The sequence below is a fragment of the Mariniflexile maritimum genome (assembly GCF_009746565.1).
Lineage (GTDB): Bacteria > Bacteroidota > Bacteroidia > Flavobacteriales > Flavobacteriaceae > Mariniflexile > Mariniflexile maritimum.
This window is the reverse complement of sequence record NZ_WRPN01000002.1, coordinates 142,222-160,355: the sequence shown is the minus strand read 5'-3', so window position 1 is coordinate 160,355 and position 18,134 is coordinate 142,222. Positions and strand designations below refer to the sequence as shown.

Annotated in this window: 15 protein-coding genes and 1 tRNA gene; 11 read left to right on the top strand and 5 right to left on the bottom strand. The window is 37.7% G+C overall.

Features of this window, described 5'->3' with window-relative positions:
- Positions 1-4 precede the first annotated feature (4 nt).
- The 4 genes from GQO80_RS03520 to GQO80_RS03505 all read right to left on the bottom strand — a co-directional run bounded on the left by GQO80_RS03520 (position 5) and on the right by GQO80_RS03505 (position 3,289).
- On the bottom strand, positions 5-499 hold the full coding sequence (locus GQO80_RS03520; RefSeq protein WP_157206950.1) for a rhodanese-like domain-containing protein: 495 nt from the start codon (positions 497-499) through the stop codon (positions 5-7).
- A 13-nt stretch (positions 500-512) separates the two neighbouring features.
- Entirely contained in the window at positions 513-1,565 is a 1,053-nt protein-coding gene (gene arsS / locus GQO80_RS03515) for an arsenosugar biosynthesis radical SAM (seleno)protein ArsS (RefSeq protein WP_157206949.1), read from the bottom strand.
- Positions 1,566-1,657: 92 nt separating this feature from the next.
- Positions 1,658-1,993 (bottom strand): arsenosugar biosynthesis-associated peroxidase-like protein, encoded by a 336-nt coding sequence (locus GQO80_RS03510; protein ID WP_157206948.1) that lies wholly within the window; start codon positions 1,991-1,993, stop codon positions 1,658-1,660.
- Positions 1,994-2,146: 153 nt separating this feature from the next.
- Positions 2,147-3,289 (bottom strand): acyl-CoA dehydrogenase, encoded by a 1,143-nt coding sequence (locus GQO80_RS03505; protein ID WP_157206947.1) that lies wholly within the window; start codon positions 3,287-3,289, stop codon positions 2,147-2,149.
- A 439-nt stretch (positions 3,290-3,728) separates the two neighbouring features.
- Between GQO80_RS03505 and nhaD the strand changes: the two genes are divergently transcribed.
- The 8 genes from nhaD to GQO80_RS03465 all read left to right on the top strand — a co-directional run bounded on the left by nhaD (position 3,729) and on the right by GQO80_RS03465 (position 9,282).
- Positions 3,729-5,126, top strand: a complete 1,398-nt coding sequence (nhaD, locus tag GQO80_RS03500) for a sodium:proton antiporter NhaD (RefSeq protein ID WP_157206946.1) — start codon at positions 3,729-3,731, stop codon at positions 5,124-5,126.
- Between the two features lie 51 nt (positions 5,127-5,177).
- The gene (locus GQO80_RS03495; RefSeq protein ID WP_157206945.1) at positions 5,178-5,882 is read left to right on the top strand and encodes a MotA/TolQ/ExbB proton channel family protein; all 705 of its coding nucleotides are present in this window, start codon (positions 5,178-5,180) and stop codon (positions 5,880-5,882) included.
- A gap of 2 nt (positions 5,883-5,884) precedes the next feature.
- Complete coding sequence (locus tag GQO80_RS03490) at positions 5,885-6,277, top strand: ExbD/TolR family protein (RefSeq protein ID WP_157206944.1); 393 nt, start codon at positions 5,885-5,887, stop codon at positions 6,275-6,277.
- Between the two features lie 61 nt (positions 6,278-6,338).
- Positions 6,339-7,187 carry an energy transducer TonB gene (locus GQO80_RS03485; protein WP_157206943.1) on the top strand — a complete coding sequence of 283 codons (849 nt, stop codon included), beginning with the start codon at positions 6,339-6,341 and terminating at the stop codon, positions 7,185-7,187.
- Positions 7,188-7,189: 2 nt separating this feature from the next.
- Positions 7,190-8,407 (top strand): bifunctional folylpolyglutamate synthase/dihydrofolate synthase, encoded by a 1,218-nt coding sequence (locus tag GQO80_RS03480; protein ID WP_157206942.1) that lies wholly within the window; start codon positions 7,190-7,192, stop codon positions 8,405-8,407.
- Between the two features lie 76 nt (positions 8,408-8,483).
- Positions 8,484-8,561: transfer RNA gene (locus tag GQO80_RS03475), tRNA-Val, on the top strand.
- A gap of 87 nt (positions 8,562-8,648) precedes the next feature.
- Complete coding sequence (locus tag GQO80_RS03470; RefSeq protein WP_157206941.1) at positions 8,649-8,936, top strand: nucleotidyltransferase family protein; 288 nt, start codon at positions 8,649-8,651, stop codon at positions 8,934-8,936.
- A complete protein-coding gene (locus GQO80_RS03465) occupies positions 8,926-9,282 on the top strand; it encodes a HepT-like ribonuclease domain-containing protein (protein WP_157206940.1) in 357 nt (118 codons plus the stop codon). Before GQO80_RS03470 ends, GQO80_RS03465 begins: the two co-directional genes overlap by 11 nt.
- A 358-nt stretch (positions 9,283-9,640) precedes the next feature.
- On the opposite strand, the gene GQO80_RS03460 is transcribed toward GQO80_RS03465, so the two are convergent.
- Positions 9,641-10,249, bottom strand: a complete 609-nt coding sequence (locus GQO80_RS03460; protein ID WP_157206939.1) for a superoxide dismutase — start codon at positions 10,247-10,249, stop codon at positions 9,641-9,643.
- 130 nt (positions 10,250-10,379) lie between these two features.
- Between GQO80_RS03460 and GQO80_RS03455 the strand changes: the two genes are divergently transcribed.
- The 3 genes from GQO80_RS03455 (at position 10,380) to GQO80_RS03445 (ending at position 18,045) form a co-directional block, all read left to right on the top strand.
- Positions 10,380-13,517 carry a UvrD-helicase domain-containing protein gene (locus GQO80_RS03455; protein WP_157206938.1) on the top strand — a complete coding sequence of 1,046 codons (3,138 nt, stop codon included), beginning with the start codon at positions 10,380-10,382 and terminating at the stop codon, positions 13,515-13,517.
- A 349-nt stretch (positions 13,518-13,866) separates the two neighbouring features.
- Positions 13,867-15,210 (top strand): OmpA family protein, encoded by a 1,344-nt coding sequence (locus GQO80_RS03450; protein WP_157206937.1) that lies wholly within the window; start codon positions 13,867-13,869, stop codon positions 15,208-15,210.
- A gap of 72 nt (positions 15,211-15,282) precedes the next feature.
- Complete coding sequence (locus tag GQO80_RS03445) at positions 15,283-18,045, top strand: PD-(D/E)XK nuclease family protein (protein ID WP_157206936.1); 2,763 nt, start codon at positions 15,283-15,285, stop codon at positions 18,043-18,045.
- Positions 18,046-18,134: the final 89 nt, after the last annotated feature.

The window sequence follows — 18,134 nt, the reverse complement described above, 5'->3', positions numbered from 1 at the left end:
TGTGTTAATTATAAACCTTTGTGCCCTTTAAAAGCCATTTGCTCCAGCTTTTAGAGTAAGCGTGGATGTTTTCCGTTTCCTTTTCGGAAGCATCATAGACCTTAAAGTTTTGGTTTTTCCATTCAAAAATTCCGCCGTATAGGTTTTGTATATTGGTATATCCGGCTGCTTTTAGTTTCATGCCAACAACTTCCGAGCGAACACCCAATGAACAATACACGATTATTTTTTGCTTTTTATTGGGAACTTGTTTTTTTACCAAAGCGATATCAAAATCATCATACCCTACGTGCAGCGCGTTTTTTAAATGGCTCACTTTATATTCCTTGGGTTCTCTGGCATCTAAAAGAACAACGTTGTTTTCGAGCCGTGATAAATCTTCAGCCGAAATATAGGGAACGGCCCCGGTGTTGTACTTTTTTAAAAGCTGCGATAACGACTGTTGTGAAAACCCAACGGTTGTTATTAAAAGTGCGATGTAAAGTGCTGTTTTTTTCATGGAACCATTCCTTTTAAGCAAGCGTGCCTTGGCAACTACTGCCTGCACCTGCGGTACACCCATAGCAATGTTGCGAGGTTACTATGGTGCGGCCTTCCAGTAAGTGTTCGTTATATTCAGAAATGTGCTTTACCTTGCTATTAACGGGCAGCTGCAACATTTGGTTGAAATCGCAATCGTACAGAAAACCGTCCCAACTTACCGAAAGGGTATTGGTGCACATCACGTTTTTTACTGCGGAAGGATTGTAGGCTTCTACCAAGGCACACATATAATCTTCATAGTTTTCGGAAGCAATCAAATAATCCAAAAACCTGCTAATGGGTAAATTTGTAATGGCGAATAAATGGTGGAAATGAATGTTAAAATCGTCAAATAATGCTTTTTTAAAGTCTTTTTCCAATGATTTTTGATTGCTGGGTAAAAACGCCCCCGAAGGATTGTAAACCAAATCCAAGCGCAATGGGCTATCTGGCATGCCGTATCCTATGGCGTTAAGTTCTTTTAATGCTTTTATGGATTTGTCGAAAACGCCATCACCACGCTGCTTATCGGTTTTTCCACGGGTCCAATGGGGCATCGAGCTTACCACATGGATATTGTGTTTTTTAAAAAACCCTGGTAAATCATGGTACTTTTTATTGGTCTGCAAAATGGTTAAATTGGAACGTACAATAAAATCTTTGATGCCTGCTTTATAAGCTTCATCTACAAACCAACGAAAATTTGGGTTCATTTCGGGGGCGCCACCCGTTAAATCGAGCGTATGTGCCCCCGTACTTTTTATAACCTCCAAACATTGCAGCATGGTTTCTGGGGTCATAATCTCTTTACGGTCGGGACCTGCATCTACATGGCAATGTTCGCAAACCTGATTGCACATGTAACCTAGATTTATTTGTAAAATCTCTAATTTTTTTGCCCTTAAAGGAAATTGGCCCGTTTCGGATATTTTCTGTTTAAAGGTGGGCAATTCGCCTTGTTTGAAGATGCCGTTTGATAAAATTTCTAATTGTCGTTTGCTATTTGCTAATTCGCTTTCGCGTTTATGTAGGGATGTAATCATGCTTTTATTTTAGATTTATGAGGTACGATTTACGAGGCACGAAGTACGACTTTAACCATCGCAATTCGTAATTCAAAAACCATAAATCAAATTCACATGTCCAATTTATTTACCTTGTTCATCATTTGCACACCATGAACCAACGATGCGCCACCACGAATAGCCGCGGCCACATGCAGTGCCTCCATCATTTCTTCTTTGGTAATGCCACGTTGCAAACCATCGCCGGTATAGGCATCAATGCAATACGGACATTGAATGGTGTGTGCCACCGCCAAAGCTATTAACGATTTTTCTCTTTCGGTAAGCGCGCCTGCTTCAAAAACCTTTCCGTAGTAATCGAAAAATTTAGCACCTAATGCTTCGTTCCAGTCGGATATTTTTCCAAATTTCTTTAAATCGGCGGGGTCGTAATACGTTTTTTGCATAAAATGTGTTTTTCAGTAAATATAAATCTATTTTGAATAAAGTCGGAAACTTTGCCGTTTCATAACAAAACCGAGGTGCTATTTACTTAGAAACACCACCTCAGTTTTATGTATTGGGAAGTTAAGGTACTTTTTTATGAATTTAGGGATACATTACCCTCTTATCAAATTCCTGGAAATCACAATTTTTTGAATTTCGGAAGTGCCTTCATAAATTTGTGTGATTTTGGCGTCGCGCATCAAGCGTTCTACATGGTAATCTTTTACAAAACCGTTGCCACCATGAATCTGAACCGCTTCAACGGTATGTTCCATCGCTACTTTTGATGCGTACAATTTTGCCATGGCACTAGAAACATCATAATTGTTTCCTTGGTCTTTATCCCAGGCAGCCTTCATAACCAAATGGCGCGCCGCTTCAATATTGGTGTACATATCGGCCAATTTAAAGGCGATGGCTTGGTGGTTGCAAATTTCGGTACCAAAAGCTTTGCGTTCTTTCGCGTATTTTAAAGCCAGTTCATACGCTCCAGAGGCGATACCCAAAGCTTGAGAAGCTATGCCTATACGCCCACCAGAAAGGGTTCTCATGGCAAACCGAAACCCCGAACCATCTTCACCTATACGGTTTTCCTTGGGCACTTTTACATCATTAAACTGCAAGGTGTGGGTATCGCTTCCGCGGATGCCCAATTTATTTTCTTTCGGCCCAATGTGGAATCCTTCCGTGCCTTTTTCAACAATAAAAGCGTTGATGCCATGTGAGCCTTTGTGCCTATCGGTTTGGGCAATTACTAAATATACATCGGCACGACCACCGTTGGTAATCCAGTTTTTGGTGCCATTAATTAAGTAATGGTCGCCTTTATCAATGGCCGAGGTTTTTTGGGAGGTTGCATCGCTACCGGCTTCGGGTTCGCTTAAACAAAAAGCGCCCAGAAACTCACCAGTTGCCAATTTGCTTAAATATTTTTGTTTTTGGGCTTCCGAACCAAATGCTTCCAGACCATAACAAACCAACGAGTTGTTTACAGAAACGATTACCGAAGCGGAAGCATCAATTTTTGATAATTCTTCCATAACCAGCACATACGAAATGGTATCCATACCACTGCCTCCGTATTCTGGGGCCACCATAAGCCCAAGAAAACCCAGGTCGCCCATCTTTTTAACTAAACTATCGGGAAAATGCTGTTTTTCATCACGTTCTATAACACCCGGTAGTAACTCGGTTTGGGCAAATTCGCGTGCGGCATCGCGTATCATCACATGCTCCTCGGTAAGATTAAAATCCATATTATTTAAATTAATTGTTGATTTGATAAGAATTATACAAAAATATAGCTTTTAAATGATATATTTTCAATAGCACGGTGTTTTTGTGTGCAATAAAATAAAGAAACCTATAACCATGTAATGTTTGTATATATAACAAAACAGTTAAAAAGATGGCGGTTTGTTAGCCTAAACAAATAACAGGTACCGACTTTGAATATAAAACCGAGTATTTTTTGGGCGTTCTAAATCTTAAAACGAAGGTATTTCCCTAAAAAAGCGTTTCCTTCAAATTAAGAACCATCGTTCTTGAAAATTCGACCGTCTTAAAAAATAACATAAAATCAACTTTGGCAGTTTTTAGTTTTTTATATTTGTTGCTTTATTAGTAAAAACCAATTCAAATCAATAAAAGCGAAACATCCTTAAAAATCGCATGAAACCTACCTAATTATAATTTATGGAAGCAGCAGTAATTTTAGTATTTGTAATGGGCTATTTGGCCATAACGCTCGAACACAATCTAAAAGTTGACAAACTTATACCCGCACTGATAATGATGGCCATTTGTTGGGCCTTAATTGCCTTGGGCATAGAAAGCTTCCCAAATTGGTTCGACTCCTCAAAACATGCCCTAATTGAAGGTTTTGGAGATTTCCAACCCGAGCAAAAACTACACTTAATGGAAGAAACCTTGCTGCACCATTTGGGTAAAACGGCCGAAATATTGGTGTTTCTTTTGGGAGCTATGACCATTGTAGAGATTATTGATTATTTTGATGGGTTTTCAACCATAAAAGACTTTGTAAAAACAAAAAACAAAGTAAAAATATTATGGATTTTCTCCATTTTGGCATTCTCTTTATCGGCCATTATAGACAACCTTACTGCCACCATCGTTTTGATTTCCATCCTTCAAAAAATTGTAAAAGACAGGGATGTTCGTTTATATTATGCAGGTTTGATCATTATTGCAGCCAACGCCGGTGGTGCATTTTCACCCATTGGCGATGTTACAACAACCATGTTGTGGATTGGAAATAAAGTAACCACAGGCCACTTAATGGGCTACTTGTTCTTGCCTTCGTTCTTGTGTATGGCAGTGCCTGCTTTCATCGCTTCCTTTTTGCCCATTTTTAAAGGAGATCTGGAAATTGAGGTTATAGAGGAAAAAAAGAAATCAAAATTTAGCGGCACCATGCTTTATCTCGGTCTTGGCGCTATCGTGTTTGTGCCTATTTTTAAAATGGTAACACACTTACCGCCGTATGTTGGCATGATGCTTTCGCTTGGCGTTGTTGCCATTTTTGCCGAAATGTACAGTTCCTCAAAATTTAGTATGACCGATTATAATGAATCTGAACAAAGCCATACAAGTTCACATCATAGCCCCGTGCACCATTCCCTATCAAAAATTGAATTGCCAAGTATCTTGTTCTTTTTAGGTATTTTAATGGCCGTAGCTGCTTTAGAATCGTTGGGGACCTTGTTCGGTTTTGCAGAATCGCTTCAAACCACTATGCCCATGTTAGGTACAGAAATACATGCGGGCGAAGGTGTATCCGATTTAGTGGTGCTGCTATTAGGCCTAGGTTCTGCAGTTATTGATAATGTGCCCTTGGTAGCCGCCAGTTTAGGAATGTTTCACGAAGCAACCGATAATGAACTTTGGCATTTTATAGCTTTTTCTGCAGGAACAGGTGGTAGTATGTTAATTATTGGTTCGGCAGCGGGCGTTGTGGCGATGGGTATGGAAAAAATCGATTTTTTCTGGTACCTAAAAAAGATTTCATGGTTGGCAACCATAGGTTTCTTGGTTGGGTCGGCAGCCTTTATGGTAACAAGAACCCTATTTTAATATACTTTAATAAAAAAAGAAACGTTATACAGTTCAAGAAATATATATTTTATGTTAAATATCTTATTATTACAAACAACACAAGAAGCCACAGAGGTGCTTACTGAGGCGCAACCCGTTGAAAAAACACTATCTATCATTGAATTAATTAGCAGTGGTGGCGTTGCAGGCCAAGTTATTATTGCCGTACTGTTTTTAATGCTGGTAGGCGCCATTTATATTTACTTTGAACGATTGTTTGCCATTAAGGCCGCTTCAAAAGTAGATTCAAATTTCATGAATCAAATTAAAGACCATGTATCGCATGGTAAAACCGATGCTGCCCAAATACTTTGTGCCCAGGTTAATACGCCTGTATCGCGGTTAATAGGCAAAGGAATTTCAAGAATTGGAAAACCGTTGGCAGATATTAATACCGCTATTGAAAACGCCGGCAGGTTGGAAGTGTATGGTCTGGAAAAAAATGTAAGCATTTTGGCAACCATCTCTGGAGCGGCTCCCATGATTGGGTTTCTTGGTACGGTTATCGGGATGATTTTGTCCATATTCGAAATAGCAAATTCTGGTGGGCAAATTGATATAAAACTTTTGGCCGATGGTTTATATACCGCCATGACCACTACCGTTGCAGGTTTAATAGTTGGTATTGTGGCCTATATGGCATACAACCACTTGGTGGTAAAAACCGATAAGGTCGTATATCAAATGGAAGCCAACTCGTTGGAGTTTTTAGATCATTTAAATGAACCTATCTAAAAATGAACTTAAAAGGAAGAAATAAAATAACGCCAGAATTCAGTATGGCTTCCATGACAGATATTGTGTTCCTGTTGCTCATTTTTTTCATGTTGGCATCAACCTTGGTCACCACAAACGCCATAGATATTTTGCTCCCAAAAGCCAGCGGCAAAACCGAGAACAAGAAATCGATTGCTGTTAGCATTAAAGCCGATTTAACATATTATATCGACCAAAAGCGCGTGGGCGAAAGTGTTCTGGAAAATGAATTATTAGCAGCTCTAGCCACCCAAGACAAACCAACCATTGTGTTAAGGGCCGAAAAATCGGTGCCTGTTGAAAACGTCGTAAAGGTAATGGATATTGCCAACCGAAATAAGTTTAAAGTCATTTTAGCAGTAAAGCCCAATTAGCTCGCTTTCGCGGAAACCAGCTCGATTTTATTCGGTTTTAAATAAAAACCCTCAACTTGCCATGAAGTATTTGGAAACCAAACATGAAAGAGATTCGGCCAAACTAACAGCCTTAATAACTGTTATTTTGGTTATGTTGCTTTTTGTTATGGGCAAGACCTATATGGATCCGCCAGAAGAATTTGGCGTGGCGGTAAATTTTGGCACCACTGAATTTGGCCAAGGCGATGTACAACCCTTAAAACCCATAAAATCGGAACCTGTAAACATCAACAAACCTGCTGAAGTACAACCCACAAAAGCAGAACCAGCCAAGGCAGCCGAAAGTAAAGAAGACGTATTAACGACCGAAAATGCAGAAGAAATAGCCATAAAAAAACAAAAAGCCGCCGAAACCAAAGCAAAAGCCATTGCCGATGCCAAAGCCAAGGCAGAAGCCGATAGGCTCGCCAAGGAACAGCGAGAACTGGCTGAGAAAAAGAAAAAACTGGATGCCTTAATTGGCGGCGTTAGCAAATCGGATGGTACGGCAAAAGGCGGTGAAGGCAACGATAACAAAGCGGGCGACAAAGGGCAACTGGATGGCGACCCGTATGCACCCAGTTATTTTGGTTCTGGTGGCTCTGGAAATGGTGGGGTTGGTTACGGACTTAACGGCAGAGGAAAAGCAACTTACAGCACTCTTAAACAAGACTGTAACGAATCTGGTTTGGTTATCGTACGCATTGTAGTAAACAGAAACGGGAACGTTATTGAGGCTGAGCCTGGAGCAAAAGGTACCACCAATACCGCAGCATGTTTATTAGAACCCGCAAAGAAAATTGCATTATCGCACAAATGGGCTCCAGACCCAAATGCACCTACAAAACAAATAGGATTTGTAAAAGTGAATTTCCAATTAGGGCAATAAAAATGACGTACCAAGATACCCTCAATTGGATGTTTTCACAACTGCCCATGTATCAACGCCAAGGGGCATCGGCGTTTCGGAAAGATTTATCAAATACTTTAAAATTAGCCGAACATCTAAACCATCCCGAAAAAAAATTCAAATCCATTCATGTCGCTGGCACGAATGGAAAGGGCTCCACAAGCCACATGATCGCCTCTATTTTACAGGAAGCTGGCTACAAAGTGGGCTTATATACGTCGCCGCATTTAAAAGATTTTAGAGAGCGGATAAAAATTAATGGCAAGGTGGTTGGCAAACCATTCGTAACAGGTTTTATAAAGCGAAATAAGCCTTTTTTTGAAAATAATTCCTTGTCTTTTTTTGAAATGACCGTTGGCATGGCATTCGATTATTTCTCGAAGCAACAAGTTGATATCGCTGTTATAGAGGTTGGCATGGGCGGACGGTTTGACTCAACCAATATTATAACGCCCGAAGTTTCTGTGATAACGAATATAGGATTGGACCATACACAGTTTTTGGGAGATACCTTAGAGCTAATTGCTTTTGAAAAAGGAGGCATTATAAAACCGAATATTCCCGTGGTTATTGGTGAAACCCAAAAAGAAACCACGGCTGTTTTTAAAGGTTTAGCAAAAAAAAACAAGTCTAAAATTGTGTTTGCAGACCAACAAAAAACAGAAAACCATATATCCGATTTAGTAGGAATATACCAATCAAAAAACATCGTTACGGTGCAGCAAGCTGTTAAGGAATTACAAAAAAAAGGTTTTAATATATCAAAGCACAACCTTAAAGAAGGTTTATTACATGTTGTAAAAAACACAGGCCTCATGGGGCGTTGGCAAACCTTGCAGCTAAACCCCAAAGTAGTTTGCGACACGGGCCATAATAAAGAAGGGTTAAACTATGTAATAAAGCAACTTTCAAGCGAAGTGTTCGAAGTGCTCCATATTGTTTTTGGGGTTGTAAATGATAAGGATTTAACGGCAATAATAGATATATTGCCCAAAAAAGCAACCTATTATTTTTGCAAACCTAATATCCCACGCGGCATGGATGCACAGGAACTGAAACAGGTTTTAAACGGTTATGGATTGAACGGAAAGGCCTATGCATCTGTTAATGAAGCTTATAAAAGTGCTTTAAAGAACGCTTCGGTTAACGATTTTGTTTTCATTGGTGGCAGCACCTTTGTAGTTGCCGAAATAATTTGATTTTTTATTGAAAAAGTTTTTGCAGATTAAAAATCTAACCTATATTTGCATCCCGATAGTGATCAGCACTATTAAAGGGCAATTAGCTCAGCTGGTTCAGAGCATCTCGTTTACACCGAGAGGGTCGGGGGTTCGAATCCCTCATTGCCCACCAAAAAAATCCTAAAGTGAACGCTTTAGGATTTTTTGTTTTATTCTTTCCGCACCTACATTCTAATTAAAATTTTCATAAATTTGTTTTATGATTACTCAACAACAAATAGACATCATTATCAACACCTTAAAGCCATTTAAACCAAGTAAAATTGGCGTTTTTGGCTCATTTTCTCGTGGTGATAATACAGATGAAAGTGATATTGATATTTTGTATTCTTTTGAGGAGGCTATTGGCTTGTTTAAATTAATTAAAATTAAGAATGATTTGGAGCAAAACTTAAAAATAAAAGTTGATTTAGTTTCGGAAAAATATGTGCACCCTAAACTTAAACCTCATATTTTTAATGATTTAAAAATAATTTATGGCCATTAACCAAGATTTGTTTAGATTAAACCATATTCAGGATTGCATAGATAAAATTATCAAATTAACCGTAATACTTCAAAGATTATCCAATTTTGAAAGTAAATGGATTGAGCAAGATGCCATGATTAGAAATTTTGAAATTATTGGTGAAGCTTCAAATCATATTTCAAATGCTTTAAAATCTAAATATCCTGATATACAATGGAATGAAATGAGGGGCATGCGTAATTTTATTTCGCACGAATACTTTGGGGTAGATCTAGGGAATGTATGGGATACTGCCATTAATGATATTCCAAGATTAAAAGTCCAAATAGCTCAAGTTATTTTAGATTTAGAAAAAATAGAATAAGCCCACATTAAAGCTCCTATCTATTTTAAAATACCGAAAGAAAATTTTATAGGATCCTATGGCTGTGTTTTGTCTTATAAGGCTAACTAAAGTGCAAAAAAATATTGTTTTCACACGCTTTTAATCCATAAAATCCGCTTAAGCCAAAATATAAGCCGTTTGGCTAAAATATTTTTCACAAGCTTTCAATCAACATATATTTGTTCCACCATAACATAAGTAGGTTAAGTTTATGGTAGATTTGGGGCAAAAAGGTGAACGAGAGTTCACCTTTTTCATTTAAAAAACTTTTCGGATTTGCCAAAAAAAAATCGCCCAGGGAAAACCGGACGATTTGTTATTAAAAAGCTAAACCGTATTATTTCGCTTCAGCATAGCGTTTTTCAACTTCGTTCCAGTTTATCACATTAAAAAATGCGCTGATATAATCCGGACGACGGTTTTGGTAGTGCAAGTAATATGCATGTTCCCATACATCAAGACCCAAAATGGGCGTGCCACCGCAACCAACTCCCGGCATTAACGGGTTATCTTGGTTTGGCGACGAGCAAACTTCTACCTTTCCGCCTTTGTGCACGCACAACCAAGCCCAACCAGAGCCAAAACGTGTGGCGGCTGCTTTACTAAACGCCTCTTTAAAAGCATCAACCGAGCCAAAAGCCGCTTCAATAGCATCTTTTAAATCGCCCGAAAGCCGTCCTTTCCCTTCAGGGTTCATTACGTTCCAAAATAAGGAATGGTTGTAAAATCCTCCACCATTATTTCTAACAGCGGCGTTGTTCATGTCCAGGTTTTTAAGAATCGCTTCAATGGATTTTCCGTCTAAATCGGTTCCTTCTATAGCTGTATTCAAATTATTGGTATAACCTTGGTGGTGTTTTGTATGATGTATTTCCATGGTGCGCGCGTCGATATGAGGCTCTAAGGCATCATAAGCATATCCTAATTTCGGTAATTCAAAAGCCATAATTCTTTGTTTTTTATATATTAGTATTTATTTGTTTTTCAAATTTACGCATAAATGCCCTCAATTAAAAATAATTAATAGTTATCAAGCCATCAATAGTTTTTATCTTGTATGCGAAATTTTTAATTATATGCTTAAATCGCCCTCTTTTACAATCTATAATGCTTCTGCTGGTAGCGGAAAAACCTTTACGCTGGTAAAGGCCTACCTTAAAATTCTGCTTCAATCCAACAATACGGAACAGTTTAAGCGCATTCTGGCCATAACCTTTACCAATAAGGCAGTGGCCGAAATGAAAGAGCGCATAATCAAGATGCTCAAAAGTTTTTCCGATAAGGCTATTTTGGTACAACAAGACCCGATGTTTGAAACCATTTGTGCCGAATTAAACATAACTCCTGAGGAAGCACATAAGAAATCGGGCATTTTATTGAACACCATTTTACATAATTATGCTGCCTTTGATATTTCTACCATTGATGGTTTTACACATAAAATAATACGAACCTTTGCCCACGATTTGCGCTTGCCTTTAAATTTTGAAGTGGAATTGGACCAAGACGCCTTATTAACCGAAGCCGTGGACAGCCTAATAGCCAAAGCAGGAACCGATGCTGCCTTAACAAAAGTATTGGTAGATTTTGCTATTGAAAAAGCCGACGACGATAAGAGTTGGGATGTTGCTTTCGATTTTAACAAAATCGCGAAACTGCTTACCAATGAAAACGATATTCCATACATTAACACCTTAAAGGATAAGACCTTAAACGATTTTAAAGCACTAAAAACCCAACTAAAAAAAGAGATGGCGGCGCTGGAAAACCATATTGTTGAAACCGCGCAAAACATATTGAACTTATTTAAAGAAGCCCAATTGGAGTTCAACGATTTTTCTTCAGGCTATTTACCAAAACACTTCAATAAATTAGCCGAGAAAAATTTTGAGGTCACTTTTGGCAACAAATGGCAAGAAGACCTAGAAAACAGCACATTGTACCCAAAACGCGTATCGCCTCAAATTGCTGCAACAATCGAACAGTTGCAACCACAAATAGCATCGGCTTTCAACTTAACCATGCAGGCCGTTTTCCATCTTAAACTTTTAAAAGCTATTTACAAAAATACCACGCCACTTTCGGTTTTAAACGCCATTAACAACGAATTGCAAAGCCTGAAAATGGAGCAAAACAAAATGCTTATTTCAGAATTCAACAGCATTATTAGCAACCAAATAAAAAATCAGCCCACGCCTTTTATATACGAACGCCTAGGCGAAAAATTCAAGCATTATTTTATTGATGAGTTTCAAGACACATCACAGATGCAATGGGAAAATTTAATACCCTTGTTGGATAATTCCCTTGCTTCTGAAAACGGGAGCAGCATGCTAGTAGGCGATGCAAAACAAGCTATTTACCGGTGGCGCGGTGGTAAGGCCGAACAGTTTATCGATTTGTTTAACAAAAAATCGAGCCCTTTCCCCGCTTTGGAAGCCACTGTTGAAAATTTAGAAGCTAACTTTAGAAGCTTTCAAGAAGTTGTAACTTTTAACAATGGCTTCTTTCACTTTATCGCCTCCCAAGTTTTTGGAAAAGATGCCTACAAAAACCTTTATGAAAATGCGCCTCAAACCATTAGCAAAACCGAAAAGGGCTACGTTGAAATATCCTTTTTGAATATAGAAAAAGAGGACGATAGGGATGCCGCGTTCTGCAAGTCGGTTCTCGATACCATTCATCAATGTAAAGAAAATGGTATTTCGCTTCAAGAAATATGCGTGTTGGTTCGCAAAAAAAAGGAAGGCGTTGCCATTGCCAATTACTTAAACCAGAACAACATTCCTATTATTTCTTCTGAAACCCTGCTTCTTTGCAACGCACCCGAAGTGGTGTTTGTAACCCAGGTTTTAGCGTTGTTAATTCAGCCAAAAAACAATGAAATTAAAATAGCGGTTTTAAGTTTTTTGGCCTCAAAATTTAATGTTGAAAACAAGCACGATTTTTTCAGCAGCCATATAAACCTAACAGCACCGCAACTATTTAAAAGTTTTGAAGCGTTTGGAATCCAGGTAAATATGCATCAATTATTACAATTGCCCTTATTTGATTTGTCCGAAACCATTGTAAGAAGTTTTTGTTTGGTTGAAAAATCGAATGCCTACGTGCAATTTTATTTAGATGTTGTTTTAGATTTTTCGCAAAAAAAAGGCTCGGACATTGCCGGTTTTTTAGATTATTTTGATAAGAAAAAAGACAGTTTAAGCATTGTATCGCCCATTGGGCAAGATGCCGTTCAAATAATGACCATCCACAAATCGAAAGGCTTGGAGTTTCCGGTGGTTATTTTCCCGTATGCCGATTTGGACATCTACAAAAAAATGGAGGCCAAGGAATGGTTTCCTATAAATAAAGAGGTATATAATGGGTTTTCGCATACTTTATTGGATTTTAATAAGGATTTTGAACATTTTGGCGCTGCGGGCCTTGAAATTTTCAACACGCACAAATCGGAACAAGAACTGGACAATATCAACCTATTATATGTAGTGCTCACACGTGCCGTTGAACAGCTTTACATCATTTCATCAACCGAAACGGCTTCAAATGGCACCGTAACCTTCAAAAAATATTCAGGTTTATTAATAAATTATCTTAAACACTTAGGGATGTGGAACGATTTGCAAACCACCTACACCTTCGGAAGCCAAAAACGACCCAATGCACCAAAAAAAGCTTCCACGGAACCTACGGTTCAAACAGAATTTATTTCCACTTCAAAAGAAAGCCATAATATAAAGGTGGTTACCAAATCGGCGATGCTATGGGATACCAGTAAAGAAGAAGCGCTTGAAAAAGGAAATCTCATCCATAATATCATGGCAAAAATAATCACCAAAAACGATGTTGAACTTGCAATAACCGATTATCTGGCCAACGCCATCATTACTACCGATCAAGCCAAAAAGCTAACGGAAATAGTTACACAAATTGTTACCCACCCAGCGCTTTGCATGTATTACCACGAAAACCTAACGGTTTATAATGAACGGGACATCATTTCAAAAGAAGGCCTTATTTTAAGACCCGACAGAGTGGTTTTTGTAACCAACAATGAAGCGGTTATTATTGACTATAAAACGGGTATGCAAGACAGGAACCATGAACAACAGCTTCAATCGTACCAAGATGTGCTTTTGGATATGAACATTCGCGTTACAAAAAAAATGCTTGTGTATATAAATGAAGCTGTTTTGGTAAAAGAACGGTGACCAAACGGCAATTGCCCAACAACCCCAATCCCCATCGCGTAGTTTTTGAAAGAAGGTTTTTATGTTTTTTGGCTTCCTAATTCGTATAAAGCCCGAAAAAAAATACGAGAATACGTGTAAAAAAGTGCGCTAACACAATAGAATATGTGAGAATGATGCGTTTCTAGCATCGACGTAAGTTGATAAATTGATGGATATTATATAAAATTTTACTGAAATTATGTAAAATCATTCTGAAATACTGATGAAACAACGAAATATTCAATTTTTTTATATATTTGTCTTTGTTAATAAAATTTAACAACTTACTTTTGTTTACAATTAACACTTAAAAATTAAACTTTTGAATATGAAAAATCTTAGCAGATTATTGTTCGCTATGTTGCTTGTACTTGGTTATAGCAACGCTAATGCGCAAGACAAGAACAACCCATGGCAAATTACTATTGCCACAAACGCGGTTGACAATTACCCAACAGATGAAGTAGGTGGTATTTTTTCTGATTTCTTTAACGTGAGCGATCACTGGAACATCTTACCTTCATTATCATCTATTTCCGTGTCTAAATATTTGAATAGCGGTTTCTCTTTTGGAGTAGCAGGTTCTTTAAATAAAATTGATAACTGGAACGGAACAACAGGCGTTGGTGATTTATCTTACTACGGTGTTGATGGAACCATTAAATACAACTTTTTAGAAGGAACAACTATCGACCCTTATTTAGGTGTAGGTGGTGGTTACACTTGGATTGATGAAATTGGTGCTGGTACTTTAAACGGTACAGTAGGTTTAAACATTTGGTTTAACGACAACATTGGTTTAACATTACAAACTTCTTACAAACATGCGTTTGAAGATTATTTAGATACACATTTCCAACATACTGCTGGTATCTCTATCAAATTTGGTGGTACTGATACAGATGGTGATGGCATTTTCGACAAAGATGATGCTTGTCCAGACGTGAAAGGTATCGCTGCATTCAACGGATGCCCTGACACAGATGGCGATGGTATTGAAGATAGCAAAGACTCTTGTCCAAACGAAGCTGGTTTAGCTGAACTAAACGGATGTCCTGATACAGACGGCGACGGTGTTGCTGATAAAGATGACAAATGTCCAACCGTTGCTGGTTTAAAAGCTTTAGCTGGTTGTCCAGATGCTGACGGCGATGGTGTAACTGATGCTGATGATAAATGTCCTAACACTGCTGGTCCTGCTGCAAACAAAGGTTGTCCTTGGCCAGATACCGATGGTGACGGTGTATTAGACAAAGACGATAAATGTCCTTCTGTAAAAGGTACTGTTGCAAACAATGGTTGCCCAGAAGTATCTGATGAGGTTCAAAAATCTTTAAATGCTTATGCTAAAACCATTTTATTTGATACTGGTAAATCAACTATCAAAAAGCAATCTGCAACTGTTTTAGGTGATATCATTAAAATTCTTAATGAGTATCCTAACTCTAAATTCACAGTTGAAGGCCATACTGATAGTGTAGGTAGCGATAAATTAAATCAAGAATTATCGTCTGCTAGAGCTGATGCTGTTAAAAAATACTTAATTGATAATGGTATTGATGCTTTCAGATTATCTTCAATGGGTTACGGTGAGTCTAAACCAATAGACACCAACAACACTAGCAAAGGTAGAGCTAACAACAGACGTGTTGAAATTAACTTAGCTAAATAATTAAGCTGGTTAATTTTAAATAAATAAGTTTAAAACGCTTCGGAAATCCGAAGCGTTTTTTATTTTTATACCATGGCTACATTTATTTTTGATGTTCTAAAAGACTTGCAAAACAACCATGCAAATCTATCCGAACTTACCTTTGTATTACCCAGCAAACGTGCGGGCCTTTTTTTAAAACACCAACTTAGTAACGTAAGCGGTGTAACCATGTTTTCGCCCCAAATTATCAGTATTGAAGAGTTTGTTGAAGATTTATCGGAGCTCAAAACCGTTTCAAACACCGAACTGCTTTTTCAATTTTACAACACTTACACCTTCGTAACCAAAAACAGCGAGCCAGATAGCTTTGATGTATTTTCAAAATGGGCACAGATATTACTTCAAGATTTTAATGAAATTGACAGGTACCGCATCCCCCAAATAAATATATTTAATTATTTAAGCGACATTCAGGACTTAAAACATTGGGCCGCCGAAATTAATCAAACCGAATTTGTTAAAAAATACCTCGCTTTTTGGAAAACCTTACCGCAATACTACACCCATTTTACCAAATTGCTAAAAAGCAAAAAACTAGGATACCAAGGCTTGATTTATAGAGAAGCTGTTGAAAATTTAGAAGCATATATTCAAAATAACCCCCATAAACAGCATGTTTTTTTAGGCTTTAACGCTTTAAATACCTGTGAGGAAATTATCATCCAAAAACTGCTTCAAAGCAATTTAGCGAACATTTACTGGGATATTGATGCCATTTTTTTTAATAACGAAAACCACGGTGCCGCACTATTTGCCAAACACCATAAGTTTACATGGCCCTATTTTAAAAATCACCCGTTTCAATGGACAACTAACCACTATTCAGCAGAAAAAAAACAAATAAATATTTACGGAATCCCTAAAAATATTGGGCAAGCAAAATACATAGGTTCCTTATTGAAAAAATTACAAGAACAAAACCAAACATTACAGAATACGGCCATTGTTTTGGGCGATGAAAACCTATTGATACCCATACTTAATTCGCTTCCAGAAAAATGCGATGCCTTAAATATTACCATGGGGTTTCCCTTAAAGTCCATTCCGCTTGCGTCGCTGTTTGAAGCCTTGTTCCATTTGCACAAAACCCCTACAAATACGTTTTATTATAAAGATGTGGTAAACATTGTATCGCATCAATTTATCAGGCCTCTTTTGGTTGTTGATGGGGTTGATTATGCTTCAAAAATTATTGAAACCATAGAAAACAACAACATCATATTTGTTTCGGTGGCGCGTTTGAACCAAATAGCTGAAAGGCCTCAGCATTCCATTTCCTTGTTATTTTCAAATTGGGATACATCCATTGCATCGGCATTAAAAAATTGTACCAACTTAATCATCGCCATAAAAAATAGTTTAATAGAACACAAAACAAGCCATTTACTTTCTTTAGAATATCTTTTTAGGTTCAACGAATTGTTCAATGAGCTATCGTGTTTAAATTCCGAGTATGGCCATATTAAGGATATTTCAACCCTATATAGTATTTACAAAGAATTGTTAAGCAGCGAAACACTCGACTTTCAGGGCGAACCGTTGCAAGGTCTGCAAATTATGGGCATGTTGGAATCGCGGGTTTTAGACTTTGAAACCGTTATCATTGCTTCGGTCAATGAAGGGATTTTGCCATCAGGGAAAAGCAACAATTCATTCATCCCTTTTGATGTGAAACTAGAAAACAATTTACCAACCTACAAAGAAAAAGATGCTGTTTACACTTACCACTTTTACCATTTGCTACAACGTGCAAAACAAGTGCATATTTTATACAATACCGAGGCCGATGTGCTAACGGGTGGCGAAAAAAGCAGGTTTATCACCCAACTTGAAATTGAAAATTTTCATCATATAAACCATCAAATCGTAGTTCCTGTAGTACCCGGCATAGTGGCAACGCCCCTTAGTATTGAAAAAACAGAAAACCTTCAAAACGAACTTATTAAACTTGCGGAAAAAGGATTTTCACCATCATCGCTCACAGCCTACATTCGAAACCCTATCGATTTTTATTACCAAAAAGTATTAAAAATCCAGGAACATGACATTATTGAGGAAACCGTTGCTGCCAATACCTTAGGAACCGTGGTGCACAACACCCTAGAAGATTTTTACAAACCCCTAAAAAATACTTATTTAACCATTGACACCATTAAAAAACTAAAAACTGAAATTGACACCAAAGTTACCGCCCATTTTAAAAATGAATATAAAGAAGGCGATATTACCAAAGGCAAAAACCTCATCATTTTTGAAATCGCCAAAAGGTATGTATCCAATTTTTTAGATTTGGAAATAGCCGATTTAAAAGCCGGAAACCAAATAAAAATAATGGATATTGAGGCAGAATTGAAAGTACATATTCAAATTCCAGAATTAAACTTTCCGGTAACCTTGGTTGGAAAGGTCGATAGGGTTGACACATACAATGGCATAACCCGCATTATCGATTACAAAACCGGGCGCGTGGACCAAAACCTAGTGGAAATTGTAAATTGGGAAGACATTACAACCAACTACAACAAGTACAGCAAGAGTTTTCAAGTGCTTACCTATGCCTACATGATGCACGCTTCGGGCCAAATAAAACTGCCTGTTGAAGCGGGTATTGTTTCTTTTAAAAATTTAAGTGCCGGCTTTTTAAAGTTTACGAAAAAAGACAAATCGGGCAACGGCGCAAAAAAAGAGAGTCTTATTACCACAGAAACCCTAAACAGTTTTTCCATAGAATTAAAACAGCTAATTTTAGAAATTTGCAATCCCAATATGCCATTTACCGAAAAGGAGGTTTAGCTTTTTTTTAGTGGAATAGAACATCGAAAAAACTGGTTTTATAGTGCTGGTTTCTTTTGCCGAATCGCGCCTAATTCCATAACTTTTTT

What these genes read in the sequence shown, in the direction of transcription:
- GQO80_RS03520 (WP_157206950.1), bottom strand. Translation starts at nt 499, where the DNA reads ATGAAAAAAACAGCACTTTACATCGCACTTTTAATAACAACCGTTGGG.
- arsS (WP_157206949.1), bottom strand. Translation starts at nt 1,565, where the DNA reads ATGATTACATCCCTACATAAACGCGAAAGCGAATTAGCAAATAGCAAA.
- GQO80_RS03510 (WP_157206948.1), bottom strand. Translation starts at nt 1,993, where the DNA reads ATGCAAAAAACGTATTACGACCCCGCCGATTTAAAGAAATTTGGAAAA.
- GQO80_RS03505 (WP_157206947.1), bottom strand. Translation starts at nt 3,289, where the DNA reads ATGGATTTTAATCTTACCGAGGAGCATGTGATGATACGCGATGCCGCA.
- nhaD (WP_157206946.1), top strand. Translation starts at nt 3,729, where the DNA reads ATGGAAGCAGCAGTAATTTTAGTATTTGTAATGGGCTATTTGGCCATA.
- GQO80_RS03495 (WP_157206945.1), top strand. Translation starts at nt 5,178, where the DNA reads ATGTTAAATATCTTATTATTACAAACAACACAAGAAGCCACAGAGGTG.
- GQO80_RS03490 (WP_157206944.1), top strand. Translation starts at nt 5,885, where the DNA reads ATGAACTTAAAAGGAAGAAATAAAATAACGCCAGAATTCAGTATGGCT.
- GQO80_RS03485 (WP_157206943.1), top strand. Translation starts at nt 6,339, where the DNA reads ATGAAGTATTTGGAAACCAAACATGAAAGAGATTCGGCCAAACTAACA.
- GQO80_RS03480 (WP_157206942.1), top strand. Translation starts at nt 7,190, where the DNA reads ATGACGTACCAAGATACCCTCAATTGGATGTTTTCACAACTGCCCATG.
- GQO80_RS03470 (WP_157206941.1), top strand. Translation starts at nt 8,649, where the DNA reads ATGATTACTCAACAACAAATAGACATCATTATCAACACCTTAAAGCCA.
- GQO80_RS03465 (WP_157206940.1), top strand. Translation starts at nt 8,926, where the DNA reads ATGGCCATTAACCAAGATTTGTTTAGATTAAACCATATTCAGGATTGC.
- GQO80_RS03460 (WP_157206939.1), bottom strand. Translation starts at nt 10,249, where the DNA reads ATGGCTTTTGAATTACCGAAATTAGGATATGCTTATGATGCCTTAGAG.
- GQO80_RS03455 (WP_157206938.1), top strand. Translation starts at nt 10,380, where the DNA reads ATGCTTAAATCGCCCTCTTTTACAATCTATAATGCTTCTGCTGGTAGC.
- GQO80_RS03450 (WP_157206937.1), top strand. Translation starts at nt 13,867, where the DNA reads ATGAAAAATCTTAGCAGATTATTGTTCGCTATGTTGCTTGTACTTGGT.
- GQO80_RS03445 (WP_157206936.1), top strand. Translation starts at nt 15,283, where the DNA reads ATGGCTACATTTATTTTTGATGTTCTAAAAGACTTGCAAAACAACCAT.